The sequence below is a fragment of the Mesorhizobium bavaricum genome (assembly GCF_056781655.1).
In genome coordinates this window covers 1,125,535-1,151,848 of the sequence record NZ_CM165566.1, presented here as the reverse complement: position 1 = coordinate 1,151,848, position 26,314 = coordinate 1,125,535, and the positions used below count along the sequence as shown (strand labels likewise).

General features: G+C 64.1%; 25 protein-coding genes. 11 read left to right on the top strand and 14 right to left on the bottom strand.

Annotated features, from left to right (window positions below; translation table 11 throughout):
- Positions 1 to 17: 17 nt before the first annotated feature.
- Positions 18 to 1,295 (bottom strand): polyhydroxyalkanoate depolymerase, encoded by a 1,278-nt coding sequence (locus AC1RZR_RS05505; protein ID WP_481827893.1) that lies wholly within the window; start codon positions 1,293 to 1,295, stop codon positions 18 to 20.
- Between the two features lie 310 nt (positions 1,296 to 1,605).
- Positions 1,606 to 1,971, bottom strand: a complete 366-nt coding sequence (locus AC1RZR_RS05500) for a septal ring lytic transglycosylase RlpA family protein (protein WP_477268753.1) — start codon at positions 1,969 to 1,971, stop codon at positions 1,606 to 1,608.
- Positions 1,972 to 2,280: 309 nt separating this feature from the next.
- Between AC1RZR_RS05500 and AC1RZR_RS05495 the strand changes: the two genes are divergently transcribed.
- Positions 2,281 to 2,466, top strand: coding sequence for a hypothetical protein (locus AC1RZR_RS05495; protein WP_477268752.1), 186 nt, complete (start codon positions 2,281 to 2,283; stop codon positions 2,464 to 2,466).
- Between the two features lie 158 nt (positions 2,467 to 2,624).
- Here the strand turns inward: AC1RZR_RS05495 and AC1RZR_RS05490 are convergent, their stop codons facing one another.
- The 8 genes from AC1RZR_RS05490 to tauA form a co-directional block, all read right to left on the bottom strand.
- Positions 2,625 to 3,416: an ATP-binding cassette domain-containing protein gene (locus AC1RZR_RS05490; protein WP_481827892.1), complete on the bottom strand. Its 792-nt coding sequence runs from the start codon at positions 3,414 to 3,416 to the stop codon at positions 2,625 to 2,627.
- A gap of 10 nt (positions 3,417 to 3,426) precedes the next feature.
- Positions 3,427 to 4,203 (bottom strand): ABC transporter permease subunit, encoded by a 777-nt coding sequence (locus tag AC1RZR_RS05485; protein WP_477268750.1) that lies wholly within the window; start codon positions 4,201 to 4,203, stop codon positions 3,427 to 3,429.
- A complete protein-coding gene (ssuD, locus tag AC1RZR_RS05480; protein WP_481827891.1) occupies positions 4,200 to 5,363 on the bottom strand; it encodes an FMNH2-dependent alkanesulfonate monooxygenase in 1,164 nt (387 codons plus the stop codon). Before ssuD ends, AC1RZR_RS05485 begins: the two co-directional genes overlap by 4 nt.
- Positions 5,364 to 5,437: 74 nt before the next feature.
- Positions 5,438 to 6,334, bottom strand: coding sequence for a sulfonate ABC transporter substrate-binding protein (locus AC1RZR_RS05475; protein WP_481829023.1), 897 nt, complete (start codon positions 6,332 to 6,334; stop codon positions 5,438 to 5,440).
- A 183-nt stretch (positions 6,335 to 6,517) separates the two neighbouring features.
- Complete coding sequence (locus AC1RZR_RS05470) at positions 6,518 to 6,781, bottom strand: hypothetical protein (RefSeq protein WP_481827890.1); 264 nt, start codon at positions 6,779 to 6,781, stop codon at positions 6,518 to 6,520.
- Positions 6,782 to 6,801: 20 nt separating this feature from the next.
- Positions 6,802 to 7,662, bottom strand: coding sequence for a taurine ABC transporter permease TauC (gene tauC / locus AC1RZR_RS05465; protein ID WP_481827889.1), 861 nt, complete (start codon positions 7,660 to 7,662; stop codon positions 6,802 to 6,804).
- Positions 7,659 to 8,432 carry a taurine ABC transporter ATP-binding protein gene (locus tag AC1RZR_RS05460; RefSeq protein ID WP_481827888.1) on the bottom strand — a complete coding sequence of 258 codons (774 nt, stop codon included), beginning with the start codon at positions 8,430 to 8,432 and terminating at the stop codon, positions 7,659 to 7,661. Before AC1RZR_RS05460 ends, tauC begins: the two co-directional genes overlap by 4 nt.
- Before the next feature lie 183 nt (positions 8,433 to 8,615).
- Positions 8,616 to 9,629 carry a taurine ABC transporter substrate-binding protein gene (gene tauA, locus AC1RZR_RS05455; protein ID WP_481827887.1) on the bottom strand — a complete coding sequence of 338 codons (1,014 nt, stop codon included), beginning with the start codon at positions 9,627 to 9,629 and terminating at the stop codon, positions 8,616 to 8,618.
- Between the two features lie 651 nt (positions 9,630 to 10,280).
- Here tauA and AC1RZR_RS05450 point away from each other — a divergent pair.
- The 5 genes from AC1RZR_RS05450 (at position 10,281) to AC1RZR_RS05430 (ending at position 16,102) form a co-directional block, all read left to right on the top strand.
- A complete protein-coding gene (locus AC1RZR_RS05450) occupies positions 10,281 to 10,730 on the top strand; it encodes an RrF2 family transcriptional regulator (RefSeq protein ID WP_477268744.1) in 450 nt (149 codons plus the stop codon).
- A 31-nt stretch (positions 10,731 to 10,761) separates the two neighbouring features.
- Positions 10,762 to 12,096, top strand: a complete 1,335-nt coding sequence (locus AC1RZR_RS05445; protein ID WP_481827886.1) for an FAD/NAD(P)-binding protein — start codon at positions 10,762 to 10,764, stop codon at positions 12,094 to 12,096.
- 288 nt (positions 12,097 to 12,384) lie between these two features.
- A complete protein-coding gene (locus tag AC1RZR_RS05440; RefSeq protein ID WP_481827885.1) occupies positions 12,385 to 13,809 on the top strand; it encodes a pyridoxal-phosphate dependent enzyme in 1,425 nt (474 codons plus the stop codon).
- Entirely contained in the window at positions 13,806 to 15,002 is a 1,197-nt protein-coding gene (locus tag AC1RZR_RS05435) for a trans-sulfuration enzyme family protein (protein ID WP_477268741.1), read from the top strand. Before AC1RZR_RS05440 ends, AC1RZR_RS05435 begins: the two co-directional genes overlap by 4 nt.
- A gap of 128 nt (positions 15,003 to 15,130) precedes the next feature.
- The gene (locus AC1RZR_RS05430; protein WP_481827884.1) at positions 15,131 to 16,102 is read left to right on the top strand and encodes a GlxA family transcriptional regulator; all 972 of its coding nucleotides are present in this window, start codon (positions 15,131 to 15,133) and stop codon (positions 16,100 to 16,102) included.
- Positions 16,103 to 16,111: 9 nt separating this feature from the next.
- Here the strand turns inward: AC1RZR_RS05430 and AC1RZR_RS05425 are convergent, their stop codons facing one another.
- Positions 16,112 to 16,447 carry a hypothetical protein gene (locus AC1RZR_RS05425; protein ID WP_481827883.1) on the bottom strand — a complete coding sequence of 112 codons (336 nt, stop codon included), beginning with the start codon at positions 16,445 to 16,447 and terminating at the stop codon, positions 16,112 to 16,114.
- 42 nt (positions 16,448 to 16,489) lie between these two features.
- Entirely contained in the window at positions 16,490 to 16,729 is a 240-nt protein-coding gene (locus AC1RZR_RS05420; protein ID WP_481827882.1) for a hypothetical protein, read from the bottom strand.
- Positions 16,730 to 16,933: 204 nt separating this feature from the next.
- Here AC1RZR_RS05420 and AC1RZR_RS05415 point away from each other — a divergent pair, with 204 nt between their 5' ends.
- The 4 genes from AC1RZR_RS05415 to AC1RZR_RS05400 all read left to right on the top strand — a co-directional run bounded on the left by AC1RZR_RS05415 (position 16,934) and on the right by AC1RZR_RS05400 (position 21,687).
- Complete coding sequence (locus tag AC1RZR_RS05415) at positions 16,934 to 18,229, top strand: M24 family metallopeptidase (RefSeq protein ID WP_481827881.1); 1,296 nt, start codon at positions 16,934 to 16,936, stop codon at positions 18,227 to 18,229.
- Positions 18,226 to 18,906: an isochorismatase family protein gene (locus AC1RZR_RS05410; RefSeq protein ID WP_481827880.1), complete on the top strand. Its 681-nt coding sequence runs from the start codon at positions 18,226 to 18,228 to the stop codon at positions 18,904 to 18,906. Before AC1RZR_RS05415 ends, AC1RZR_RS05410 begins: the two co-directional genes overlap by 4 nt.
- Positions 18,903 to 19,865, top strand: coding sequence for an alpha/beta hydrolase (locus AC1RZR_RS05405; protein WP_481827879.1), 963 nt, complete (start codon positions 18,903 to 18,905; stop codon positions 19,863 to 19,865). The genes AC1RZR_RS05410 and AC1RZR_RS05405 overlap by 4 nt, the downstream gene beginning before the upstream one ends.
- A 184-nt stretch (positions 19,866 to 20,049) precedes the next feature.
- Positions 20,050 to 21,687, top strand: coding sequence for an ABC transporter substrate-binding protein (locus AC1RZR_RS05400; RefSeq protein WP_481827878.1), 1,638 nt, complete (start codon positions 20,050 to 20,052; stop codon positions 21,685 to 21,687).
- 368 nt (positions 21,688 to 22,055) lie between these two features.
- Here AC1RZR_RS05400 and AC1RZR_RS05395 read toward each other — a convergent pair whose 3' ends face one another.
- Positions 22,056 to 22,571 (bottom strand): hypothetical protein, encoded by a 516-nt coding sequence (locus tag AC1RZR_RS05395; protein ID WP_481827877.1) that lies wholly within the window; start codon positions 22,569 to 22,571, stop codon positions 22,056 to 22,058.
- 620 nt (positions 22,572 to 23,191) lie between these two features.
- Positions 23,192 to 24,997 carry a translation elongation factor 4 gene (lepA, locus tag AC1RZR_RS05390; protein WP_477268734.1) on the bottom strand — a complete coding sequence of 602 codons (1,806 nt, stop codon included), beginning with the start codon at positions 24,995 to 24,997 and terminating at the stop codon, positions 23,192 to 23,194.
- Between the two features lie 183 nt (positions 24,998 to 25,180).
- Here lepA and AC1RZR_RS05385 point away from each other — a divergent pair, with 183 nt between their 5' ends.
- The gene (locus AC1RZR_RS05385) at positions 25,181 to 26,254 is read left to right on the top strand and encodes a TadE/TadG family type IV pilus assembly protein (protein ID WP_477268733.1); all 1,074 of its coding nucleotides are present in this window, start codon (positions 25,181 to 25,183) and stop codon (positions 26,252 to 26,254) included.
- Positions 26,255 to 26,314 lie beyond the last annotated feature (60 nt).

Sequence of the window (26,314 nt, the reverse complement as noted above, 5' to 3'; positions counted from 1 at the left end):
CTTTTGGGCGACATGCACTATCGCTTGGCGCTGCGGACCAGCTTCGGCCTCACTGCCACCCGGTCCTGGCGGCCATAGCTGGTGATGAAGTCGACGATGCGCGGCACGATTTCGGAGCGGAAGCGCGAGCCGTTGAACACGCCGTAATGGCCGACCGCCGGCTGCATGTAGTGGGCATGCCTGTCGGCGGGGATGTTGGGGCACAGATCATGCGCCGCCTTGGTTTGGCCAAGGCCGGAAATGTCGTCGTTCTCGCCTTCGACCGTGAACAGGGCGACGTTGCGGATGTCAGACGGATCGATCCTGGTGCCGCGATGCGTCATCTCGCCCTTGGGCAAGGCATGGCGCACGAAGACGGTGTCGACGGTCTGGAGGTAGAATTCGGCCGTCAGATCCATCACCGCCAGATATTCGTCGTAGAAATCGCGGTGCTTCTCGGCGTTGTCGCCATCATGCTTCACCAGGTGCATGAAGAATTCCTTGTGGGCGATGATGTGGCGGTCGAGGTTCATGCTCATGAAGCCGGACAGCTGCAGGAAGCCGGGATAAACCTCGCGTCCGAAGCCCGGCACCGGCCAGGGCGCCCGCATCACGACATTGTCGCGGAACCAGTCGATGCCTTTTTCCTCGGCCAGCAGATTGACCGCGGTCGGGTTGCGGCGGGTGTCGATCGGTCCGCCCATCAAAGTCATCGTCGAGGGCACGAAGGGGTCGCCGCGCGTTTCCATCAGCGCCACGGCAGCCAGCACCGGCACCGAAGGCTGGCACACCGCCATCACATGCGTATCGGGGCCCAGCGTGTGCAGGATGTCGATGATGTAATCGATGTAGTCGTCGAGATCGAAGCTGCCGTCGGCGAGCGGCACCATGCGGGCATCGACCCAGTCGGTGATGTGCACGTCGGCATAGGGCAGCATCGCTTCGACGGTGCCGCGCAGCAGCGTCGCGTAGTGGCCCGACATCGGCGCCACGATCAACAGCTTCGGATCCGGCCGGCGCCCGGCAGGCACGGCGCGTTCGAAGCGGACGAGATTGCAGAACGGCCGCGACCACACCGTCTTCTCGGCGACTTCGACGCTCTTCCAGTCGATCACCGTCTTGGTGAGGCCGAATGTCGGCTTGCCGTAGCGGCGCGTGGTGCGCTCGAACAGTTCGGCCGTCGCCGCGATCGAACGGCCCCAGGGCGTATGGGAAAACGGATTGAGCGGATTGGTGTAGAACAGGCGCACCGCGTCGGCATAGAGGCGCGCGGGCTGCACGGCGGCATGGTTCATTTCATAGAGCTGGTAGAACATCGAGAACCCCGCTGCTGCATGCGACCGAAGGGACGACGAGCAGCGCCATGCCTTTGATATCTCGCGGGGAGGTTAACAACTAATTGCTGCGATGCAATACGTCACTTGGCGTGACCAACGCTTCTTTCGTCCAAAGCCTTGAAAATCCGGCCCGAACGGCGCAGCCGGCTCACTGTGCGTTGCGAAGTGTGTACGAAATGTGTCCGGCCGGCCGGACACTCCGACCATGATCCCGAAAAGTGGATTGCGGTTTTCTCGGACAAACGGAAAACCGTTTTGTCCAGAGATCATGGTCCAGGCAACAGCTGCGTCAAACGCGCGCCATGCAGACGGAGGTATGACCGGAGCCGATGAAGCCGAGCTGGCCGGCGGCACCCTTCGACAGGTCGAGCACGCGTCCCCTGATGAACGGGCCACGATCGTTGATGCGCACGATGACGCTGCGGCCGTTGTTCTTGTTGGTCACCCTGAGCTTGGTGCCGAAAGGCAAGGTGCGATGCGCGGCGGTCATCGCCGAAGGATTCATGCGCTCGCCCGATGCGGTCTTCGAATGCAGCGCGTACCAGGAGGCACGGCCACACTGGCCGGCGGCGGTTGCCGAAGTGGCGGAAGCGCCGACCATCAGGCCAGCAGCGATCGTTACCGCGACAAGCGCGGTCTGTTTTGTAGTATTCATATTTGGGGGATTGCTCCGTTTTTGACAGACCCCAGCCGTTATGAGTCGAATAAGGCGACAAATGCGGCAAGTATCTGGCGGTTCCATGGCGGCGGCACACGTTTGGAGTCGCTGGGTAACAGTCTGTTAGGGATTTTCGCCAGGCCGGTAATCAATTCTCGATGATCTTGGTGCTGAAGTCGGGGACTTGTTTGACAAGATCGAGCGTTGATATCCAAGTAGAAGTGAAGGCGGTCTGGTCACTTCCTTCAGTTCTTTCATCGTGCCCATAACGCCGCAACCGATCGACTTCGAAAGGGAGATCCGTCAATGAGACTGACCAAAAATCTGCTGGCGTTGATTGTGCTTGCCATCGGCGTGCTGTGGTCGCTGCAGGGCGTCGGCGTGGTCGGCGGCAGCTTCATGACCGGCCAGTCGCAATGGCTCTATGTCGGCCTCGTCACCGCGCTGGTCGGTCTGGTGGGCCTGTTCTGGGCCAACCGTTCGCGGGTGTGAGTTGTGAACGGGCACTGGCGATCCTTCGCGCGGGCATCGCATCGCAAAGGGTGGTGTCTGTCCTCGAACAGCTGGTTTCGATTGGCGAAAACGCCCATCGAAGTTGGGAAGGGCTTCGGCCAATCCCGAATGCCTACAATGCTCCTGCCCCGAAGGAGCTAGCCGAACAGCCGATCCAAAATCCTGCCTTCGAGGCGGGCAAGTTCGACCGAACCGCGCCGCCGTGGCCGTTCCACCGGCACATCCAGGTCAAGCGCGATCTTGCCGGCATTGATCACCACGACCCGGTCGGCGAGCGCTACCGCTTCGGCGACATCATGCGTGACCAGCACGGCGGTGAACTTTTGCGCGAACCAGATGCGTTCAAGAAGCTGCTGCATCTCGATGCGGGTCAAGGCGTCGAGCGCCCCCAGCGGCTCGTCGAGCGCCAGGATCTGCGGGTGGCCGACCAGCGCGCGGGCCAGCGCCACGCGCTGCTTCTGACCGCCGGACAGTACCGACGGCCATTCGTCGGCGCGATCGGCGAGCCCGACCTCGCCAAGAATGGCGAGCGCGCGTTGCCTTGCGTCCGCGCCTGAGGCGATGCCGGTCAGCCCGACCTCGACGTTTTTCACCACGCTGGCCCAGGGCAGCAGCCGCGGCTCCTGGAACATGAAGCGCGTGCGGCTGTGACCTTCCTCTTCTGATCCAAACGTCAGCGACCCGGCCGTCGGCCGGTCGAGCCCGGCCAGCAGCCGCAAAAGCGTGCTCTTGCCGCAGCCGCTCTTGCCGATGACGGCGACGAACTGCCCGACCGGCACGTCGAGATCTATGCCGTCGAGCACGGCCTTGTCGCCGAAGCGCTTGCCGACATTCCTGAAGGCGAAGGCTCGCCGTCCTTCGACGGAGCCGATGGGCCGCGCTGGAGTGGCGACGAAAGAGCGGGCTGCGGTCAGGCTGGCGGCTGTCATGGGCACTGTCTCATCCGTTTTGGAACGCCGGATGCCAGCCGAGCGACAACCGCTCGAGCAGGCGGGCGAGGCTGTCGGCAAGCTTGCCGAGCAGCGCGTAGATCAAGATCGACAGCACGACGACATCGATCAGCAGGAACTCGCGCGCCTGCATCGCCATGTAGCCGAGGCCGGAGCTCGCCGAGATGGTTTCGGCGACGATCAGCGTCAGCCACATGATGCCGAGCGCATAGCGCAGGCCGACGAAGATTGCCGGCAGCGCGCCGGGCAGGATCACGCGGAAGAAAAGTGTCGAGCGGTCCATGCCGTAGACGCGGCCCATCTCGACCAGCTGCGGGTCGACGCTCTGGATGCCGAGCAGCGTGTTGACGTAGATCGGAAAGAACACGCCGAGCGCCACCAGGAACAGTTTTGCTTCCTCGTCGATGCCGAACCACAGGATGACCAGCGGGATTAGCGCCAGGTGCGGGATGTTGCGGATCATCTGCAGCGTCGTGTCGGTCAGGCCGCGGCTGAGCGTCGACAGCCCGTTGGCAAGGCCAAGCGCAAAGCCGATCGAGCCGCCGACGGCAAAGCCGGCAAGCGCGCGTGCTGTGCTGACCCCGATGTTGTGGATCAGCTCGCCCGACAACGTCAGTCGCCAGAAGGCCTCGGCGACGGCGCTTGGCGCCGGCAGCACGTTGGGCGGCATGACGCCGGCGCGACTGGCAATCTCCCAGCCTGCAATCACCAGCACCGGCAGCAGCCAGCCGATGCCGTTCCTGTGGAGGCGCGTGGAAAAACTCATGACGCGGCCTGCAGGCGGGCCGCGCCATGGAAGCCGACCGAAAATTCGTTGGCGATGTCTTCGCGCGCCCGCAGCCGTCTGCTGCCGAGCCCGAGCTTCGGAAACAACAGCTCGGCGACGCGATAGGCTTCCTCCAGATGCGGATAGCCCGAACCGATGATGGTATCGATACCGATCGCCTGGTACTCGCGGATGCGCTCAGTGATCTGCTCCGGCGTGCCGACCAGCGCCGTGCCCGCGCCGCCGCGCACCAGCCCGACGCCGGCCCACAGATTGGGCGAGACGACCAGCCGGTCGCGGCGGCCGCCATGCAGTTCGGCCATGCGGCGCTGGCCGACCGAATCCATCTGGTTGAGGAAGCGCGCCTGCGCATTTTCGATCTGGGCATCGGTGACGTGGCTGATCAGCCGGTCGGCGGCGCGCCAGGCTTCATCCTCGGTCTCGCGAACGATGAAATGCAGCCTGATGCCGAAGCGCAGCGTGCGGCCGCGCAACGCTGCCTTCTTGCGTGCCGAAGCGAGTTTCTCGGCCACCTGTGCCGGCGGCTCGCCCCAGGTCAGGTACATATCGACCAGATCGGCGGCGAGGTCCTGTCCGGCGTCCGACGATCCGCCGAAATAGAGCGGCGGCCGCTCCTGCAGCGGCAGAAGGTCGAGGCGGCCATTCTCGACGCGATAGTATTTGCCGTCGAAATTGACGCGTTCGCCCGACACCAGGCCGCGCCAGATGGTCAGGAATTCATGCGCCTGGGCATAGCGCTCGTCATGCGGCAGGAAGACGCCGTCGCCGGCGAGTTCGGTGGGGTTGCCGCCGACCACGACATTGAGCAGCAGGCGGCCATTGCTCAGCCGATCGAGCGCCGCCGTCTGGCGCGCGGCGAAGGTCGGCAGCGTCACGCCGGGTCTGAGCGCAACGAGGAATTTGAGTTTTTCGGTCAGCGTGGCGAGGCCTGTGGCAGTGATCCAGGAATCCTCGCAGTTCTGCCCGGTCGGCAACAGCACGCCGGGAAAGCCGAGCCGGTCGACCGCCTGGGCGATCTCCTTGAAATAGCCGAACTCCGGCGGCCGCTGCTGTTGCTCGGAGCCGAGATAGGAGCCGTCACCATGCGTCGGGATGAACCAGAAGAAATCGAGTGGTGCGGTGCTGGCTGACGCGGTCATGACGGCCTCTCGAAGATGCAGGCGAAAACGGGAAACGGCGCCGTGCGGTCTCACCCGGCGCCGCTTGGGCAAAATCAATTGCCTGGTGCGGTCCAAACCGCGTCGGAAATCCGCACCGCGTTCGGGATCAGCCCGAGTTTGTAGAAGCGGTCGGCGGTCGCCTGCTGGCCGGCGATGATCTCGTCGGTGATCGGAAAGATACCGAACTTGGTGCGGTTGGCGGCGATGGTCTGTGCGTCGAGCGGCACGCCGGTCACCTCGTGCAGCGCCGCGGCCACCTTGTCGCGGTTCTGGTCCGCCCATTTCGCCGCCTCGCCAAGGGCTGCAATCGTCGTGGTGACGATCTCGGGATGCGCCTTGGCGAAATCCTTGTTGGCGAGGAAATAGGTGTTGACCTTGAGCACCTCGCTGGCGCGGGCCAGCACGCGCGGCTGGTAGCGGGTTTCGGCGATGGCAAAGAACGGATCCCAGACGGTCCAGGCATCGATCTGGTCGCTGGCGAAGGCGGCGGCCGCGTCAGCCGGGCTGAGATAGACCGGCGTGATCTGGTCGAAGGGGACGCCAGCCTTTTCCAGGGCCGCAACGAGCAGATTATGCGCACTGGTGCCCTTGCCGACGCCGACGCGCTTGCCTTTGAGGTCGGCGACCGACTGGATCGGCGACGCCGGCTTGACGAAGATCGCCTCGCCGTCGCCATTGGAAGGCAATGCGGCCGCATAGACGATGTTGGCGCCGGCCGACTGGCCGAAGATCGGCGGGGCGTCGCCGGTCCAGCCGGCATCGACGGCGCCGACATTGAGCGCCTCCACCAGCGGCGGCCCGGCGGTAAACTCGACCCATTTGACCGTGACGCCCTTGTCGCTCAGCGCCTTTTCGATCACCTGCTGCTGCCTGGCGATCACCGGCAGGCCGGTCTTCTGGTAACCGATGCTGAACTGCTTGAGCTCCTGTGCCGCGGCACCAAACGACATGGCGACGCCCGCCGCCAGCAGGCCGATGCCGAAAACACGTCTTGTCAGATTGAACATGATCCCTCTCCTTCAAAGCGGATCGGCGTCGGGAAATGTCCTCGCCGGGTGGAAGATGGATCAGGCTAGGTAGGTCTATAAACTTAGTAGAGAAACGATTTTGCGAGTTGAATCTAGAAAGAGGAATCATTTTCCGCGATTGGCGGGACAGAGGGGGCGACAAGGATCACGGCGTTCATTCGAACCACCGCCTTGACCGCCCGTCACTGCGACCAATATTGCCAGGCCCAGTAAAAACTCGGCAGGCGGTTGTGCCCTGGCCGGCGGCTGGACTGGCATCGGCGACGCCGGGCCGTCCTCTTGCGGCCTGTCCTTGGGCGGATTGTCCCTGGAAAGGCTAAGCAGCCAGGCGCCGAAATGGCTGAACAGCACGGTGGTGGAATGCGTCATCGTCATTCTCCCTTTTCCGATCATTCGCGCCCCGCCCACGGGACGAGCACGCGCTCGATCCTGCGGATGGTGAATTCGAGCACGAAGGCGATGGCCGCGATCACCAGTATGCCCATCACGACGACGTCGGTGACGAGGAACTGGGCCGCCGACTGGATCATGAAGCCAAGCCCGCGCGTCGCCGCCACCAGTTCGGCGGCGACCAGCGTCGACCAGCCGGCGCCGAGCGCGATGCGCAATCCGGTCAGGATCGATGGCAGCGCGCTGGGCAGGATCACGTGGCGGAGCACTTGCGCGCGCGTCGCGCCAAGCGAGCGCGCCGCGTTGATGCGCTCCTGCGAAACGCCGCGAACGCCCGAGGCGGTCGACAATGCCACCGGCGCCAGCATGGCGATGGCGATCACCAGGATCTTCGACGGTTCGCCGATACCGAACCAGATGATGACCAGCGGCAGATAGGCGAGCGGCGGGATCGGTCGCAGGAATTCCAGCAGCGGATCGAAAATGCCGCGCCCGATGGTGCTGATGCCGATGGCCAGCCCGACCGGCACACCAATGAGGATGGCGGCGATCAGCGCGGCGAACACTCTGGCCAGGCTGGCGACGGCATGCTGCAGCAGCGTCGCATCGACGAAGCCGTCGCTGGCGACGACGATGAACTTGTTCCACACGGCGATCGGCGATGGCAGGAAGACCGGCGACACCAGCTGCAGGCGGGCCGAAAGCGCCCACACAGCCAGCACCACCAGAATGGTGACCGCGCTGATCATGCGCGCCGAAATGGCTTTGCGCTTCGGGCTGGGCCGCGACCATGGCACCGACAGGCCGTCGGCCTCGTCGATCTGGCGGCTCGGCCGTTCCGTATAGGAGGAAATGGTCACGCCGCTTCTCCCTCGAAGATCGCGTCGGTCAGTTCGCCGCGCGCCGCTGCGAAGGCCGGGTCGGCCTTGATGGTGCGAATGGCCTCGCCGGCGGCATAGCGACGGCTGAAGCCGGGCTCGAAGGTTTGCACCACACGGCCAGGTCCGGGAGCCAGCACGACGATGCGGGTGGCGAGCACTAGCGCCTCCTCGATGCCATGCGTGACCATCAGCACGCCGACATCGCTGGCCGACCACAAATCGAGCAGCGTCGTCTGCATGCGCTCGCGCGTCAGCGCGTCAAGCGCGCCGAGCGGCTCGTCGAGCAGCAGGAATTCGGGTTCGGCGGCCAGGGCGCGGGCCAGGCCGACACGCTGGCGCATGCCGCCGGAAAGCTCCCAGATGCGCTTGTCGCCGGCATCCGCGAGCTTCACCAGACCAAGCAAGTCATCGGCGCGGCGCGCCCGCTCGGCTGGCCTGACACCACGCAGCCGCAGCGCGAAGGCAACGTTCTCGCGCGCCGTCAGCCATGGGAACAAGGCATCGTTCTGGAACACCACCGCCCGGTCCGACCCCGGCGCTGTGATCGGCCTGCCACCGATCGTCGCGGTGCCACGCGCCGGTGCGACCAGGCCGGCGGCGACATTGAGCAGCGAGGTCTTGCCGCAGCCGGAACGGCCGACAAGCACGACGAAATCGCCCTTGGCGACATCGATCGACACCCGCTCGACGGCCGGCGCCGCTTGGCCGTCATAGTGGATCGAGACCTTGTCGAGCACGAGATGCGGCATGGAGCCTCGCAGGAGGTTCTAGAACATGATCCCGAAACGTGACGTCCGGTTTTCGCTAGAGATCATGCTCGAATGAAGGGACAATCCGACTGCCCCGGAACCGCTCCTCGTCAGCGGTTCCGGGGCAGGCAGCACGCGGCGTCAGGGAAGGAGATCCGCGCGCATTCCATGGCACGCAGGCGCTCAGTTCGAGGCCAGCGCCTCGGTGACATATTTCGAGGAGACGTATTTCGAATAGTCAGGCAGCACCGCGTCGATCTTGCCTTGCTCCTTGAGGAAGGCGGAGGTTGCCTCGACCGCCTTGACCGTTCCGCCGCCGAGGAACTTGTCCGAGGCCTGCTCTTCGAGTGTCGGGAAGACATAGCCCTTGAGCAGCTGCGGCACCTCTTCCAGCTTGGCGCCGGTGAGCTTGGCGATCTTGGCTGCCTGCGGCGACGACACCGACCACGCATCCGGCTTGGCCAGGAATTCGGCATAGGACGCGCCCGTCACCTTGACGAAATCACGCACGGCTTCCGGGTTCTTTTCGGCGAAGTCGGTGCGCACGATCCAGGCATCGAAGGTCGGTGCGCCCCAGGCGGCGACCTGCGAAGAATCCAGCACGACCTTGCCCGTCGTCTTGATCTGGCCGAGCGCCGGATCCCAGACATAGGCGGCGTCGATGTCGCCGCGCGCGAACGCCGCGGCGACTTCCGGTGGCCTGAGATTGAGGATCTCGACCGACTTCGGATCGACGCCCTCATGCTTCAGCGCGGCAAGCAGGCTGTAATGCGTCGTCGAGACGAAAGGCACGGCCACCTTCTTGCCGGCGAGGTCGGCAATTTTCTCGACGCCGGCGCCGTTCCGGGCGACCAGCGCCTCGGATTCGCCGATCAGGCCGACGATGAAAATGGTCTGGATCGGCAGCTCGCGGCTGGCCGCTGCCGCCAGCGGGCTCGAGCCGACATAGCCGATGTCGACCGAGCCGGAAGCGACCGCGGCGATGACATCGGCGCCGGAATCGAATTTGCGCCAGTCTATTGCTGCCTTGGTCGCCTTTTCATAGGTCCCGTCGGCCTGCGGCACTTTCGAGGGCTCGACCACCGTCTGGTAGCCGATGGTGATCTTGAGGTCGTCGGCAAAGGCCGGGCTGAGGAACGCAGCACCCGCAAGTGCCGCCGATGAGAGGAGAATGATGCGTCGCGAAATGGTGGACATGAAGGGCTCCTGAAAAAGAGAAAATCGGAATGCCCCATGATAGTCAGCTAATTCTATCGTTCTTGTAGAGTTAAATCCTTCTAGCCGAAGCGGTCTTGTTAGAAAAAAGCTACCGGTGGCGGGCTGCTGAAGCGGATAGGGTGGCTGCGGCCGACTTGTCCCGACGACCAGCCTGCCGGGAATGGGAGCGCTTTGCGAACCTCTCGACTGCGTCAGGAGGGGCTGGCCTATCGACAACGGTCCGCGCTACCCACCGCGAACGAGAATTCCTATCCCGCCCAATTTCAGGCAAATCCATGCCTCAAACAGCCGTGGAATTAAAACCCTCGTTTCGCGTGTTCGGGGGTAAGTATAGTAATCTTATATCGACATTGGGAACTGGAGGCGACGATGAGCGGCCACCACATCGCGATCTTCGCTGGCAACGCGCTTCGGGCGCCAAAATCGTACGCTTTTGTGTCCCCGCGGGCACAAAGTCCTGACAAAATGGCCGTAGCGGTTTGAAAACGAAGCAAAATCAACAACTCTCGGCTTGTACACCATGTCACTAGAATTTATGTGTCATGTGGGCTTGGACGTGGCGGAGACGCACGGCAGGCGTTTCGCAACCGATGGTTTCGCGCCGTCGCATGACAGAGAAATTTTGATTTCATGCTCACGAAAAAGGGCAAGTACGGCCTCAAGGCGCTCGTACACCTCGCGCAACTGCCGGTCGGACAGCTCGCTTTCGTCAACGACATCGCCACCGGCAACAACATCCCGAAGAAATTCCTCGACGCCATTCTCGGCGAGCTGCGCAATGCCGGCTTCGTCCAGAGCCGCAAGGGCAAGGATGGCGGCTATCGCCTGGCGCGGCCTGCCGATGAGATCAAGGTTGGCCACGTCGTGCGCGTGCTCGACGGGCCGCTGGCGCCAATTCCTTGCGCCAGCCGCACCCAGTACCAGCGCTGTGAAGATTGCAACGAGGCGACATGCCAAGTCCGACATCTGATGCTCGAGGTCCGGCAGGCGATCGCCGAGGTGCTCGATCAGCGCAGCCTCGCCGAAATGCGCGACATGGCTGGCGACGAGCTTTCGACGGCGCTGAAAATCCAGGCCTGACACCGGCACATCGGCCAAGGCAGTCCTGCGCATGACCGGGCGCGCCAACTCGATCATCATTGTCGGCGGCGGTGCCAGCGGCGTCGTGATGGCCGCGCATCTCCTGAAATCGCCCAATCCCGATCTGCGTGTCACGCTGATCGAAAAGCGCCCGCATTTCGGCCAGGGCATCGCCTATTCGACATTGCTGTCGGCGCATGTGCTCAATGTCAGTGCCGCCGGCATGAGCGCCTATGCCGACGATCCCGGCAATTTCTGGCGCTGGCTGCTGGAGCGCGGCCTGGCGACCCCCGACCAGGCGCCGGTCTACGCGCCGCGCAGCCTCTATGCCCGTTACCTCAAGGAACTGCTTGACGATCTGGAATCGCGCGAGCGCGAAACCGGCCGGCTGCGCCTGATCCGCGAGGAGAGCCTTTCGATCACGCCCACCCCGTCCGGCGTCGAGGTGGCACTCGCCAACGGCACCAGCGTCGTCGCCCATCTCGCCGTGCTGGCGACCGGCCATGACGAGGAGGCGGCGCAAGGGCATGCCATCAGAATGGGCTCGGAAGCCGACACGGCACTGCCCTCGGACAGCCGCGTCATGGTGCTGGGTACGGGTCTCAGCATGGTCGATGCCTTCCTCGCGCTGGAGCAGCGCGGCCATCGCGGCGACATCATCGCGGTGTCGCGGCGCGGCCTGCTGCCCTCGCCGCATCGCAAGGGCAACCCGATCAAACTCGACGTCGCCGACATTCCATTGGGCACCCAGCTGTCCTATTTCGTCGGCTGGTTCCGCGACCTGATCAAGGAGAACCAGAAGGCCGGCATCGACTGGCGCGACGTCGTCGACGGCTTGCGGCCGTTCAACCAGAAGATCTGGCAGAACTGGCCGGCTTCCGCCAAGCGCCGCTTTGTCGAGCACACCAAGGCCTGGTGGGACATCCACCGCCATCGCATGGCGCCCGAAGTCTATGCCCGCGTCACCGAGGCGGTGCAATCCGGCCGCATCCGCCTTGTCGCCGGGCGCGTCGTCGACATCGAGGGCAACGGCGAGTTCACGGTCCAGGTCCAGTCGCGCCACACGCAGCGTCTCGAAACGTTCGAGGTCGCCCGCATCTATGATTGCTCGGGCATCGTCAGGGACATCTCGACCTCGTCGAACAGCGTGGTGCGCTCGCTGGTCGATCGCGGCCTGGCGCGGCCGGATCCCTTGCGCATCGGTCTCGACGTGTCGGCCAATTGCGAGATCATCGCCAGCGACGGCGGCGTGTCCGCCAAGATCCTGGCGGTCGGCCCGCTGACGCGCGGCACCTTTTTCGAGATCGACGCCATCCCGGATATTCGCGTTCAATGCGCCAGGCTGAGCAAGCAGCTGCTGGGTTAGGGTGTGTCGATATTCAGGTGATGCCGGCCTGCGAATGGCTGTTTCCTCCGCTTCCGGTGCTCACGTACTTTAAGTACGCTCCGCTCCGGTTCTCGGAATCCACCATCTCGGCTCGGCCTGACCTGACTCTCGACGCACCCTCGGAGCCCTTGAGGCGAACCTGGAATTTCATTCCTCATCTGGCCGGTTGATTGGTACGATCTATCTTCTTTCCGACTGTAAAGGACTGGAGAAGAGGATACGCTGCCGCTCTGCCCCGAGGCGGTCGCTTGATCATGGAGCATCGGTATGAGCGAGCACAAGATCGCCGCGTCGGAAAGCACAATGTCCCGCCTGCGTCCGCCCTATGCGTCGGTTCTCGACCTGATCGGCCAGACGCCGGTGGTCGAGCTGACCAAGTTCGACACCGGCAAATGCCGGCTGTTCATCAAGCTCGAAAGCCAGAACCCCGGTGGTTCGATCAAGGACCGCATTGCGCTGTCGATGATCGCGGCGGCTGAAAAACAGGGCAAGCTCAGGCGGGGCGGCACCATTGTCGAGGCGACCGCCGGCAACACCGGGCTCGGCCTCGCCCAGGTCGGCATCCCCAAGGGCTACCGCATCGTGCTGGTCGTGCCCGACAAGATGTCGCGCGAAAAGATCCAGCATCTGCGTGCGCTCGGCGCCGAGGTGCGCATGACCCGCTCCGATGTCGGCAAGGGCCACCCCGAATATTACCAGGACATGGCCGAGAAGATCGCCGCCGAGGTGCCGGGCGCCTTCTATGCCAACCAGTTCGCCAATCCGGCCAACCCGCTGGCGCATGAGACGACGACCGGGCCGGAGATTTTCGCCCAGCTCGACGGCGATGTCGACGCGGTGGTCGTCGGCGTCGGCTCGGGCGGCACGCTGACCGGGCTTGGCCGTTACTTCGCCAAAGTGTCGCCGAAGACCGAGATGGTGCTGGCCGATCCGGTCGGCTCGGTGCTGGCGCCGCTGATCAAGACCGGCAAGATGGAAGAGGCCGGCAGCTGGACCGTCGAAGGCATCGGCGAGGATTTCGTGCCACCCAATGCCGACCTGTCGTTGGTGAAAAAGGCCTACGCCATTCCCGACAAGCAGAGCATGCTGGCGGTGCGCGATCTCTTGTCGAAGGAAGGCATCCTTGCCGGCTCGTCGTCGGGCACGCTGCTCTCGGCCGCCTTGCGCTATTGCCGCGAACAGACTGTGCCCAAGCGCGTCGTCACCTTCGTCTGCGACAGCGGCAACAAATATCTGTCGAAGGTGTTCGACGATTTCTGGCTGGCCGAGCAAGGCCTGGCCGAGCAGGAGCAGCACGGCGATTTGCGCGACCTGGTCATGCGCTCGCACCGCACCGGAGATACCGTCGCTGTCGGTCCGGACGAAAGCCTGCTCAACGCCTATGGCCGCATGCGCCGCTCCGACGTTTCGCAGCTGCCGGTGCTAGACAATGGCAAGCTCGTCGGCATCGTCGACGAAAGCGACATCCTGGCCAAGGTCGATGGCCCGCATGACGGCCGCTGGGAGCGCTTCAACGGTCCGGTGCGCACGGCGATGACCTCCAACCTTCACACGCTGCAGGCCAGCCAGACCCTGGACGCGCTGCTGCCGGTGTTCGACCGCAACGAGGTCGCCATCATCTTCGACGGCGACGAGTTCGTTGGCCTGATAACCCGCATCGACCTGATCAACCATCTGAGGCGCGCACGATGACCAGCAACACACCACCATCGGGCCCATCATCATCGGGCAAGAACCGCCTGGCCTTCTCGACGCGCACCATCCATGGCGGCCAGAGCCACGATCCGCTGACCGGCGCGGTGATGGTGCCGATCTACGCCACCTCGACCTATGGCCAGCAATCGCCCGGCGTGCACAAGGGTTTCGAATATGCCCGCAGCCAGAACCCGACCCGCTTCGCCTTCGAGCGCGCGGTGGCCGACCTCGAAAGCGGCACGGCGGCTTTCGCCTTCGCCTCCGGACTGGCGTCGATCGCCACCGTGCTGGAGCTGCTCGATGCCGGCGCCCATATCGTCGCCACCGACGACATCTATGGCGGCTCCTTCCGGCTGATGGAGCGGGTGCGCAAGCGCTCGGCCGATCTCAAGGTCAGCTTCGTCGATTTCACCGACCTCGCCGCCGTCGAGGCGGCGATCCGCCCGGAGACGAAGCTGCTCTGGGTCGAGACGCCGACCAACCCGCTGCTGCGCATCGTCGACCTCGAAGGTGTCGCCGCCCTTGCCAAACGCAAGGGTGTGCTCACCGTCGCCGACAACACGTTTTGCAGCCCTTATATTCAGCGGCCGCTGGAGCTCGGCATCGACATCGTCATCCACTCGACGACCAAATATCTCAACGGCCATTCCGACATGATCGGCGGCGTCGCCGTGGTCGGGGACAACAAGGACCTCGCCGCCCAGCTGAAATTCCTGCAGAACGCCATCGGCGCCATCTCAGGCCCGTTCGACAGTTTTCTGGCGCTGCGCGGGCTGAAGACGCTGGCGCTCAGGATGGAACGCCATTCGTCCAACGGCCTGAAGATCGCGCAATGGCTGGAAGGCCGCAAGGACGTGCGCCGCGTCATCTATCCGGGCCTCGCCAGCCATCCGCAGCACGACATCGCCAAACGGCAGATGCATGCCTTCGGCGGCATGATATCAGCCGTGCTCGACCGTGACCTTGCCGGCACAAAACGCTTCCTTGAACGTACGCAACTGTTCACACTGGCCGAAAGCCTCGGCGGGGTGGAGAGCCTGATCGAACACCCCGCGCTGATGACGCATGGCTCGATTCCGGCGGAGAAGCGGACCGAGATCGGCATTTCCGATTCGCTGGTACGGCTGTCGGCCGGTATCGAGGACGGCGATGATCTGATCGCGGATCTGGACCAGGCGCTGGGGGGCTAGAAAGTATTCGCGATCTAATGGCAAAGGGGCAGCGCCAACCTCTCACGTAATAGGGCCCACCAGCCCGGTTGACCCCGAACCCCATCTGCCCGAATTGTAGCGCCCCGATCCTCCCGGCTCCGGACGCCATGGCCACGCGCGAACCACCCAAACCCACGGAAACGCCCCTCACCTTCGCCGTGCTGGTGTTTCCCGGCTTTCCGATGATGGCGTTCAGTTCCGTCATCGAGCCGCTGCGCGCCGCCAATGTGCTGGCCAAGCGGCAGTGCTATCGCTGGATCATCGTCGGGGCTACGCAAGGGTCGGTCGAGGCCTCGAACGGCGTCGTCATCCAGCCGGGCTTTTACGCCGAGGCCGCGCCCAAGGTCGACCGCATCGTCGTCTGCTCGGGCGGCGATGCCGATCACCTCGTCGCCGAGGACGCCGCCAGCTGGATCCGCAAAAGCCTGCGCAACGGCGCCCATATCGGCGCGGTGGCGGATGCAGCGTTCTTCCTGGCGCGCGCCGGCCTGCTCGACGGCCATGCCTGCACCTTGCACTGGACCAGCCAGGCCGCCTTCACCGAGGCGTTCCCCAACATCGAGCTGCGGCGCGACCTCTATGTCATCGACCGCAAGCGCTTCACTTCGGCCGGCGGCGTCGGCAGCCTTGACATGATGCTGGAGATCATCACCCGCGACTATGGCGCCGAGCTCGCCGCCGGCGTCGCCGAATGGTTCGTGCACAGCCAGCTGCGCTCCAGCATCGACCGCAAGATGATGCCGCTGCGCCTGCGCACCGGCGTCCAGAACGAACTGGTGCTGTCGGCCATCGCCATCATGGAGGACGCGGTCGAGGAGCGGCTCGGCATGGCCGAACTCACCGCCAGGCTCGGCGTGTCGTCCGACAAGCTCGAGCGCTCCTTCCGCTCCGAACTCGCCATTTCGCCCAACGGCTACTACCGGCGGCTCCGACTGAAGCGCGCCGCCGACCTGCTGGCGCACTCGACGCTCGCCGTGCGCGACGTGGCGCTGGCCTGCGGGTTCGCCTCGATGTCGAGTTTTGCAAGGGCTTTTAGGGAGGAACATGGGCACCCGCCGAAGCTGGCGCGACGACACTAGGACCAGAACTCAACTAGCTGGTTGCCGCCAACGGCTGAAATGGGCGGAAAGTGGTCGCTTAGTTCTCGACGACAAAGGTGCCGTCTGTGTCTTGGTAGACGAACAACTCGACGGCGTCGTGTTTTGGCGGTCGATCGAGATCGCGACGAAGTCATCCCCGCCCAAGTGAAGGGTAATCTCTTGATCGGTGGATGTAACGTGTTCGATATACGATCCGCTTGCTGCGTCACTCATGCGCAGCGACACTTCTGTATAAACGGTAAGCCCAGTGCCGTCGGAGAAAAGAACGGTGATCCCAAACCCCGGCTTGCTCCTTTCAATGGAGCGGATCGATTTGCCGATCATTCTTTCTCCGAAAGTTTGCAAAGCACCCTTCCCGATCTGCTGTTAGCGGACGATGGGATCGGTTGGTGGCAGGCGAACGTTGGCTCTGGCAATCATCCATTCGACTACTTCAACAGGCACTTCAGCCTGACACAAGGTAATCGTCATCTTCCCATCGACATCTGAGAAGAAAATCTCGCCGACTATGTGACTATCTTGGTCGACAAGCTCCAGATACATGCCATCGCGTTGGACATCACTGCCAATCGTGGCTTCATAGTTCCGTCCTGCCAATTCAATCATGCCATCAATATCCGCGAATGACGCATGGCCCGCAATGGGGTGGTTAGCAGTCGTTCATCGCTAGCTTTTAGATGAAGCTGGCGTATCGATCTGACCCAGAGGTGCAGCGGCATCCCGCATAACCCACGCGGTTTTCCGCACAATCCCTCCGCCCCGTTTGCGCCATGCTCAGACCTCGCAACCCACGCAAGGTCAGGCACCCCCATGAGCATCGTCGTATTCGACCCCGACAGCACCGAGGACGTCGACTTCAAGGATCGCATGCGCCACCCGGCGGCGGCCGATCCGGCCGGCGGCATGTGGCTGTCCGACACCGAGCCGTCCTTCATCGATGCCGACGCCCTGCGTAAAGGCCGGCTGGCAAAACTGCGTGGCTGGATGCGCGCGGCCGGCTATGGCGGCGTGGTCCTGTTCGACCCCTACAACCAGCGCTACGCCACCGGCTCGCGCAACATGTTCGGCTATTTCCTGCGCAACTCGACCCGCTATTTCTTCATTCCGACCGAAGGGCCGATCGTGCTGTTCGAATACCCGCAGAGCTACCATGTCTCGATGGTGCTCGACACGATCGACGAGGCGCGGCCCTCCAAGCTGGTCTGGTCATCGGTCTCCGGCCGCGACGACGAGACCGCCGGCCCGTTCGCCGACGAGATCGCCGAGCTTCTCAAGCAGCATGGCGGCGGTTCGATGAAGCTCGGCCTCGACCGTTGCAGCCATCTGCAGGCGCTGGCCCTGGAAAAGCGCGGCTGCGAGGTCCGCGATTGCCAGGGCGAAATCCTCGCCGTGCGCGCGGTGAAGACGCCGGAGGAAGTCAAATGCCTGCAGGTGTCGATGGCCGGCGCCGAGGCCGCGGTCTATGCGGTGCGCGAGGCGATCAAGCCCGGCGTCTCCGAAAACGACCTGTTCGCCATCATGTATGGCGAGGTCATCCGCCAGGGCGGCGAGTTCATCGAGACGCGGCTCTTGACCTCCGGCCAGCGCACCAACCCGTGGTTCAACGAGGCCAGCGGCCGCAAGATCCGGCCCGGCGAATTGTTGGCGCTCGATACCGACACCATCGGCTGCTACGGCTATTACTCGGATTTCTCGCGCACCTTCCGCTGCGGGCCGGGCAAGCCGACGCCCTACCAAAAATCGCTCTACCGCATGGCGCACGACCAGGTTCAGCACAACATCGGGGTCGTCAAACCCGGCATGGCCTTTCGCGAGATCGCCGAAAAGGCCTGGAAAATCCCCGACCGCTTCGTCGACCAGCGCTACACCTCGGTCATGCACGGCGTCGGCATGCATGGCGAAACGCCCTTCATCGCCCACGCCATGGATTACGAGACCTATGGCCGCGACGGCCATATCGTGCCAGGCATGGTGGTCAGCGTCGAAAGCTATATCGGCGAGAAGGGCGGCCGCGAGGGCGTCAAGCTGGAGGACGAGATCCTGATCGCCGACACCGGCACCGAACTCCTGTCGCGCTTTCCTTATGAGGACGAGTTCCTCGCGTGAAGGCTCCCATCTCCATCAAGCGCGGCGCGGTGGCCGCGGTGTTCATCGACCTGCAGGAAGAGCACCGGCAGGACCAGCGCTATCTGGTCGAAGGCTTTGCCGGCATCCTCGCCAACGTCCAGCGCCTGCAGGCGGCGGCGCGGCAGAACCATGTGCCGCTCTACCACTGGGCTTACATCGTCGATCTCGACAAGCAGGACCGGCCGTTTCATCCGCTGGGTGCCGACGGCAAGTCGGCCTTTTCCGACAAGAGCGATCCGCTGACCGAAATCTGCCACGAGGTCGCGCCCGTCAATGGCGAGGCCCTGCTGATCAAGGCCGAGGCCAGCGCCTTCCGGTCGGGTCCGGCGGCCCGTGACCTCAAGTCTGGCGGCTTCGAATGGCTGGTCGTTGCCGGCGTGTGGACCGAGGCCTGCATCGACGCCACCGTGAAGGACGCCGTCGCCAAAGGCTTTCGCGTGCTCTTGGTCAAGGATGCCTGCGGCAGCGGCAGTGCCGCCATGCACCAGACCGGCATTCTCAACCTCGCCAACCGGCTCTATGGCGGCGCCGTCACCGACACCGACGGCGCCTGCCGGTTGCTGGCCGGTGAGACCGTCACCGCCTGGCAGGTCGAAGGCTCGGTGCCGCTGCGCTTCACTTTTGAAAACGCGGCGGAGCTCTACGCCGATCTATGACTCCCGCACCAAGCACGCGCGGAAAATACGCGGCCCGGCTCGACCCGGCCCTGTGGGCCTATATCGACGCGGTCAATGCCTGGTATCCGCCCGAGATCATCGGCCTGCCGATCGACAAGCAGCGCGCGGTCTACGACAGGATGTGCCGGGCCTTCCACCGGGGCCGCCCACCCGGGGTCAAGACCAGCGACGGCCTGATTGCCGCCGCCGGCCGCGACATCCCGGTCCGCCGCTACCAGCTTGCCGGCAAGGCCGCGCAGGCGATGGTGCTCTACTACCACGGCGGCGGCTTCATCCTCGGCGGGCTCGACAGCCATGACGACATCTGCGCCGAGATCTGCGCCGGCACCGGCTTCGACGTGCTGTCGGTCGACTACCGGCTGGCGCCGGAGCATGTCCACCCCGCCGCCTTCGACGATGCCGTCACCGCCTTCGAATGGGCGGCGGCGAGCACTGGCCTGCCGCTCGTGCTGTGCGGCGAAAGCGCAGGCGGCAACCTCGCGGCAGGGGTGGCGCAGGCGACGCGCCGTCACGCCCGCGCCGCGATCGGCCAGCTGCTGATCTATCCCGAACTCGGCGGCGACGAGAGCGCCGGCTCCTACATCGAGCACGCCGACGCGCCGCTGCTGTCGCTGCACGACATCGCCTTCTACCGCGACGTCCGCTCGGCCAAGCGCCAATCATCGGACGATCCGACCTTCTCGCCGCTGCGCGACACCGACTTTTCCGGCCTGCCGCCGACGGTGATCGTCACCGCCGAATGCGATCCGCTGTCGTCGGACGGCGAGACCTATCGCGACCGCCTTGTGGCTAGCGGTGGCAAGGCACGGTGGCACGAGGAGCCGAGACTGGTGCACAGCTTCCTGCGCGCCCGCGCGACCGTGCCGGCGGCGGCGGAAGCGTTTGGGCGGATCATTGCGGCGGTTGCGGCGCTGGGCCGAGGTGAATGGCCGTATTGAGCGGCTGAGGAGAGGCGCCGGTGGCTGAAACCCTGCGGAGCACCGCACAATCACTGCGGAAAACCGAACACTCCCCAGCGTCACCCCGCTCTATCATTCGCCTGCTCAGGCAACGGCGTCCTGGCGGTCCGCCCACACCGCGTTGGATGTGTCCGCCGGGGCGCCCAACGACAGGGGAACGACGATGAAATTCATGCTGACTGACCGCAAACTGCACCCGCAGGCCAAACCCGTCGCCGACGATTTCAGGACCGGCGGCATCAGCCGCCGCGAATATCTCGCTTTGATGGCCGGCCTTGGCGTCAGCGCCGCCGGCGCCCTGGCGCTTGGCGGCCTCGCCCCCACCCCTGCCCGCGCCGCCGAGCCCAAGCGCGGCGGCACCTTGCGCGTCGCCATGAACGTCAAGGGTTTCAAGGATCCGCGTACCTTCGACGGCGTCGAGATGTCCAACGTCGCCCGCCACTGCAACGAATACCTGGTGCGCTGGAACACCGACTTCTCTTTCGAGCCCTGGCTGCTCGAAAGCTGGGAGGCGAGCGACGACGCCAAGACCCTGACGCTGCATGTACGCAAGGGCATCACCTGGTCGAACGGCGATGCCTTCAACGCCGACGATGTCATCCACAACCTCACCCGCTGGTGCGACGCCTCGGTAGCAGGCAATTCGGTCGCCGCGCGCATGGGCGCGCTGGTCAATGCCGACACCAAGAAGCTGGTCGATGGCGGCATCGCCAGGGTCGCCGACTTCACCATAAAACTCAACCTGCCCAAGCCCGACATCTCGCTGATCGCCGGCATGGCCGACTATCCGGCGCTGATCATGCACCGCTCCTATGAGGGCGACGGCGACCCCAAGAAGGCCCTTTCCATCACCACAGGCCCCTGCGAGCTGGTCAGCTGGGATGCCGAGACCGGCGCCGAGGTGAAACGCAAAGAGAAATGGTGGAAGGGCGAGTTCTGGCTCGACGGCATTAAATGGGTCGACTACGGCTCCGACCCCAATGCCATGCTGTCGGCGTTCGAATCCGGCGAGATCGACACCGACCACGAAACCGCCTCCGACGCCGTCTCGCAGACCGAGCAGATGGGGCTCAAGAATTCCGAGATCGCCACCGGCTCCACCATCGTCGCCCGCTTCAATGTCGGCAACGCGCCCTATGACGACGCCAAGGTGCGCCGCGCCGCCCAGCTCGCCGTCGACAATTCCGCCGTGCTGGCGCTTGGTCTCGGCGGCCGCGGCAAGCCCGCCGACAACCACCATGTCGGCCCCATGCACCCCGAATATGCCGATATCGGCCCAGCCAAGCGTGACGTGGAGGGGTCGAAGAAACTGCTCGCCGAGGCCGGCAAGGCCGACCACGAGTTCGACCTCATCTCCGTCGACGTCGAATGGCAAAAGAGCACCGGCGACGCCATCGCCGCGCAGATGCGCGAGGCCGGCTTGAAGATCAAGCGCACCGTGCTGCCGGCCGCCACCTTCTGGAACGACTGGAGCAAATACCCCTTCTCCTGCACCGAATGGCTCGGCCGCCCACTCGGCGTCCAGGTGCTGGCGCTGGCTTACAAATCCGGCGCCGCCTGGAACGAAAGCGCCTACGCCAATCCCGAGTTCGACACCCTGCTCGACAAGGCGCTGGCGACCCCGGACGCCAAGGCGCGCAAGGAGATCATGGGAAAGATCGAGCAGAATCTGCGCGACAGCGGCATCATCATCCAACCCTACTGGCGCTCGGTCTACCGCACCTACCGCAAGGGCATCGAAGGCTGCGAGCAGCACCAGGCGCTGGAGCAGCATTTTGAGAAGGTGTGGATTGAAAGTTGAGCCTTCCGGGCGCGACAATCACCGAAGTCGGCGCCGCCCCTCATTGCCCTGCCGGGCATTTCTCCCCGTTTACGGGGAGAAAGAGGCTGGCCGCAACGCCGACGCCTTTCCTGTAACGCTGACAATTCGCGAAACCGGATGTGACAGCGTCCTTCTCCCCGTTCCACGGGGAGAAGATGGCGGCAGCCAGATGAGGGGCGGCGCCAACGTTCGCCTTCCTTCTCCCCCTGCGGGAGAAGGTGGCCGCGAAGCGGCCGGATGAGGGGTGTTCCAGAAAACACCGACGCCTCATTTCTTGCAGCACCCCTCAACCGTCTCGGCGCTACGCGCCGATCCACCTCTCCCACAAGCAGAGAAGTCAGGGCGCATCACCGCCCAGGCCTGAGCAGGGTCCAGATCCAGCCGATGAAGGTCAGCACCAGGAACGGATAGCCGGCGGCGGGCAGCGGCGACGAGGTCGGCAGCAAGGGTGCGCCCCACAGGATCATGCCCACTGAGGCGACAAACAGCGCGGCGGCCACGACACCGGTGAGCCGCATCCACAGCGCGAAGGTTTTCGGCGCGCTGACCATGACCAGTGCGGCCGCCCAGAGTGAGATGCCGCCGACATAGGAGGGAACGCTGGCCTGCAGGCCCGCCGCATTGCCGGCAAGCAACAGGCTCTCGCCGGCGAGGAAGGTGAGGAATCCGGCCGCGACGCAGTCATTGCCCAGCCGCTGATATCTGATCGTCAGCAGCGCGGTCGCGACCACGAGGGCCACACCGTCGATCGTCCACAGCGTTTCGCGCAGCGCGTCGCTGCCAACGAAAGTGCCGGCAAGGCCTAGTGCGCCGCCGATCGCCAGGCCGATCGCGGCGACGGTGTCCAGAGAATTGGAACGCATGTGAAATCTCCCCCAAGCCGTGCCGAGGATACTTCAGGGCGGGGCGTTCTCAAAGAGTGGCGCGAAACGAAAAGCGGCAGTGTCGGGAGGTCGCCACCTGCTTCGGGTGATCGCCACCCATCCGCACCGTCCGGGGAAATGGCCGGCGCGATGCCGGTGAGACAATTGCCTGAGCCTCGCGCCGGCCACTGGCGAACTGATTAAGGTCCGCCGCGCGATTTTTCTAGCCCGCCATTGTGGCACGAGCAACCAACTCAGGGTTGGAGTGGGTTCGTACCAACCCTTCCACGCCATCATTTCTTATTCGGGACAGAAGGGCGCGTTCGACTTAACGAGCCATTCCATTTTGAAGCCATCATTTTTCGAGCCGGCGACAGAATCGGTCCAGCTGAGTTGCTGACCCGCTTATCTCAAGGCCTTGCGCCGTTTTCTTGGTGGTGGCGCCCGCTGAGATTGCCGCGTTTCTTGTTGCGTTCGATCCCATCAGCGACATCCGTTGGACAGGGTTGCAGCACTGCCGCAACCCCCGGGGTGGGACCCGCTGCCTTCGGCAGCTCCCACCCGGACTTGCGCTCGCATCGACCCGCCGGGTCGATGCGTCCGGCCAAGGGCCGGACCGCTTAGTCCCCCATCTTCAGCGCCTGGATAAACGCCTCCTGCGGGATATCCACCTTGCCGAACTGGCGCATCCGCTTCTTGCCTTCTTTTTGCTTGTCCAGCAGCTTGCGCTTGCGCGAGACGTCGCCGCCGTAGCACTTGGCGGTCACGTCCTTGCGCAGCGCCGAGATGGTTTCGCGCGCGATCACCTTGCCGCCAATCGCGGCCTGGATCGGGATCTTGAACAGATGGTTCGGGATCAGCTCCTTCAGCTTCTCGCACATCTGCCTTCCGCGCTTTTCCGCCGCCGTGCGGTGCACCAGCATCGACAGCGCGTCGACCGGCTCCTCATTGACCAGGATCGACATCTTCACCAGGTCGCCTTCCTTATAGTCGGTCAAATGATAGTCGAACGAGGCGTAGCCTTTCGAAATCGACTTCAGCCGGTCGTAGAAATCGAAGACGACTTCGTTGAGCGGCAAATCGTAGATCAGCATGGCGCGCTTGCCGACATAGGACAGGTCGGCCTGGATGCCGCGCCGGTCCTGGCAGAGTTTCAATATGCCGCCGAGATAGTCGTCGGGGGTCAGGATGGTGGCGCGGATCCACGGCTCCTCGATGGCCGAAATCTTGACCACGTCGGGCATGTCGGCCGGGTTGTGCAGTTCCTTCATCGAGCCGTCGGTGAGCAGCAGCCGGTAGACGACTGATGGCGCCGTGGCGATCAGGTCGAGGTTGAACTCGCGCTCCAGCCGCTCCTGGATGATTTCGAGATGCAGCAAGCCAAGGAAGCCGCAGCGATAGCCGAAGCCGAGTGCTGCACTGGTTTCCATTTCATAGGAGAAGGACGCGTCGTTGAGGCGCAGTTTCCCGACCGCGGCGCGCAGATCCTCGAAATCGGCGGCGTCGACCGGGAACAGGCCGCAGAACACCACCGGCTGCGCCGGCTTGAAGCCGGGCAGCGCCTTGGCCGTCTGGCGTTTGTCCTCGGTGATGGTGTCGCCGACGCGGGTGTCGGCCACTTCCTTGATCGAGCCGGTGAAGAAGCCGAACTCGCCGGGGCCGAGTTCGTCGACATTGATGCGGGCCGGTGTGAACACGCCGGTGCGCTCGACCAGGTGCTTGGCACCGGTGCCCATCATGCGGATGGTCTGGCCCTTCTTCAGCACGCCGTCGATGATGCGCACCAAAACGATGACGCCGAGATAGGCGTCGTACCAGGAGTCGACCAGCATCGCCTTCAACGGGGCCGTGGCGTCGCCCTCGCGCGGCGGCGGCAATTGGTGGACGATCGCCTCCAGCACATCGGGAATGCCAAGCCCGGTCTTGGCCGAGATCAGCACGGCGTTGGAAGCGTCGATGCCGATCACCTCCTCGACCTGCTCGCGGATGCGTTCGGGCTCGGCGGCCGGCAGGTCGACCTTGTTCAGCACCACGACGATCTCGTGGTTGTTGTCGATCGCCTGGTAGACATTGGCCAGCGTCTGCGCCTCGACGCCCTGCGAGGCGTCGACGACCAGCAGCGAGCCCTCGCAGGCGGCGAGCGAACGCGACACTTCATAGGCGAAGTCGACATGGCCGGGGGTGTCGATCAGGTTGAGGATATAGTCCTCGCCATTGTTGGCGCGGTATTTCAGCCGCACCGTCTGCGCCTTGATGGTGATGCCGCGCTCGCGCTCGATGTCCATCGAGTCCAGCACCTGTTCCTTCATGTCGCGCAGCTCCAGCCCGCCGGTCAGCTGGATCAGCCGGTCGGCAAGCGTGGATTTGCCATGGTCGATATGGGCGACGATGGAGAAATTTCGGATGTGGTCGAGGGGCGTGCTCATGTCGCGCGCTTTAGCAGGGGCAGCTTGCCCGGGCAAGCGGCGCAGCCCGCCGCCAGCACGGGCACTTGTCGGCTTTTCCCTGGGATTTGTCAGAAAGTCGATAAATTTTAACCAAGTCCGTTAGAGCATAATTTGTGAGTGGCATGTTAGCGACAGGAGATATTCGGTTGTAAGGATTACGGCATGCGGGGGTTAGCAGGCAGGTTTATCAGGTCGAGGAGCGGCTCGTTCGCGCCGATACTCGTCCTCAGCATGATGCCGATACTTGCCGCCATCGGCTTTTCGGTCGACTACACCTCGGCGGTACAGACCCGGTCGAACATGCAGGCAGCGCTTGATGCCGCGATCCTGTCGATCACCACGATGGCGACGAATTCGACGCTGGCGCAGCGCCAGGTGGCGCTGCAGACTTCCTACGACGCCAACGGTGGACAGGGCACCACGACGCTGAAGAACTTCGTGGTTGACGCCGGCGGCACCGCCACCGCGCAGGCCACGGCAAGCTTCTCCATGCCGACCGTCTTCATGCAGATCGCCAGGATCACCGCTGTGCCGGTCGCCGTCGGGTCGGCGGTGAGCAAGACGCCGGCGCTGGTGCAGAGCACCTTCAAGGTCGAGAAGGTGTCGGGCTGGTGGAACAAGACGATGACGCTGTACGGCACGCAATTCGGTGCGACCGTGGCCAAGCCGCTGATGACGATCACCTACACCTATAATGGCGCTGGCGATCCGAAAGGCTACGGCACGACCACCGTATCCACGATCACCAACAATGGCGGCGCCGACATCAGCACGGTCGTCCAGTCGCAGGTTTGCTCGACCAGCACTGTGAACAACTTCAACAATGTGCCCACCGGCGGGATCACCCAGACCAGCGGCAACAAGAAATACCTGACCACCTGCGCCAACACCATGTACCCGGCCAACAGCGCCGGCGCGGCGATCGACGTCAGCCAGATGGGCGGCCTCTACCTGCAGATGAACGTGCCGTCGGGCAACCCGCAAAACCTCAAGTCGAACGATCCGGCCACTTCCAACCGGCTCTATATCGACGGCACCGAGGTGGCGACCGGCCAGATCGTCGACATCTTCACCGCAGTGCCCTGCGGCCAGCCCAGCAGCCAGGCCTGGGAAGACGGCGGCTCCACGGTGCCGACGAGTGCCGCGGTCGGCACGACCCAGGCCGACTTCTTCTACAACGTCACCGGCAAGTGCGACTTCAACAAGCGGCCCTCCGATACGCTGCTGACGCAGTAGGGCCGACGCTGCCGATCTCCCCTCTTGTGGGGCCAAAGGGCGGGCGAGACCCGTGACTCG

Bases quoted from the DNA above. Each gene is read 5' to 3' on its own strand.
- AC1RZR_RS05505 (WP_481827893.1), bottom strand. From the start codon at position 1,295: ATGTTCTACCAGCTCTATGAAATGAACCATGCCGCCGTGCAGCCCGCG.
- AC1RZR_RS05500 (WP_477268753.1), bottom strand. From the start codon at position 1,971: ATGAATACTACAAAACAGACCGCGCTTGTCGCGGTAACGATCGCTGCT.
- AC1RZR_RS05495 (WP_477268752.1), top strand. From the start codon at position 2,281: ATGAGACTGACCAAAAATCTGCTGGCGTTGATTGTGCTTGCCATCGGC.
- AC1RZR_RS05490 (WP_481827892.1), bottom strand. From the start codon at position 3,416: ATGACAGCCGCCAGCCTGACCGCAGCCCGCTCTTTCGTCGCCACTCCA.
- AC1RZR_RS05485 (WP_477268750.1), bottom strand. From the start codon at position 4,203: ATGAGTTTTTCCACGCGCCTCCACAGGAACGGCATCGGCTGGCTGCTG.
- ssuD (WP_481827891.1), bottom strand. From the start codon at position 5,363: ATGACCGCGTCAGCCAGCACCGCACCACTCGATTTCTTCTGGTTCATC.
- AC1RZR_RS05475 (WP_481829023.1), bottom strand. From the start codon at position 6,334: ATGTCGTTTGGTGCCGCGGCACAGGAGCTCAAGCAGTTCAGCATCGGT.
- AC1RZR_RS05470 (WP_481827890.1), bottom strand. From the start codon at position 6,781: ATGACGCATTCCACCACCGTGCTGTTCAGCCATTTCGGCGCCTGGCTG.
- AC1RZR_RS05460 (WP_481827888.1), bottom strand. From the start codon at position 8,432: ATGCCGCATCTCGTGCTCGACAAGGTCTCGATCCACTATGACGGCCAA.
- tauA (WP_481827887.1), bottom strand. From the start codon at position 9,629: ATGTCCACCATTTCGCGACGCATCATTCTCCTCTCATCGGCGGCACTT.
- AC1RZR_RS05450 (WP_477268744.1), top strand. From the start codon at position 10,281: ATGCTCACGAAAAAGGGCAAGTACGGCCTCAAGGCGCTCGTACACCTC.
- AC1RZR_RS05445 (WP_481827886.1), top strand. From the start codon at position 10,762: ATGACCGGGCGCGCCAACTCGATCATCATTGTCGGCGGCGGTGCCAGC.
- AC1RZR_RS05440 (WP_481827885.1), top strand. From the start codon at position 12,385: ATGAGCGAGCACAAGATCGCCGCGTCGGAAAGCACAATGTCCCGCCTG.
- AC1RZR_RS05435 (WP_477268741.1), top strand. From the start codon at position 13,806: ATGACCAGCAACACACCACCATCGGGCCCATCATCATCGGGCAAGAAC.
- AC1RZR_RS05430 (WP_481827884.1), top strand. From the start codon at position 15,131: ATGGCCACGCGCGAACCACCCAAACCCACGGAAACGCCCCTCACCTTC.
- AC1RZR_RS05425 (WP_481827883.1), bottom strand. From the start codon at position 16,447: ATGATCGGCAAATCGATCCGCTCCATTGAAAGGAGCAAGCCGGGGTTT.
- AC1RZR_RS05420 (WP_481827882.1), bottom strand. From the start codon at position 16,729: ATGATTGAATTGGCAGGACGGAACTATGAAGCCACGATTGGCAGTGAT.
- AC1RZR_RS05415 (WP_481827881.1), top strand. From the start codon at position 16,934: ATGAGCATCGTCGTATTCGACCCCGACAGCACCGAGGACGTCGACTTC.
- AC1RZR_RS05405 (WP_481827879.1), top strand. From the start codon at position 18,903: ATGACTCCCGCACCAAGCACGCGCGGAAAATACGCGGCCCGGCTCGAC.
- AC1RZR_RS05400 (WP_481827878.1), top strand. From the start codon at position 20,050: ATGAAATTCATGCTGACTGACCGCAAACTGCACCCGCAGGCCAAACCC.
- AC1RZR_RS05395 (WP_481827877.1), bottom strand. From the start codon at position 22,571: ATGCGTTCCAATTCTCTGGACACCGTCGCCGCGATCGGCCTGGCGATC.
- lepA (WP_477268734.1), bottom strand. From the start codon at position 24,997: ATGAGCACGCCCCTCGACCACATCCGAAATTTCTCCATCGTCGCCCAT.
- AC1RZR_RS05385 (WP_477268733.1), top strand. From the start codon at position 25,181: ATGCGGGGGTTAGCAGGCAGGTTTATCAGGTCGAGGAGCGGCTCGTTC.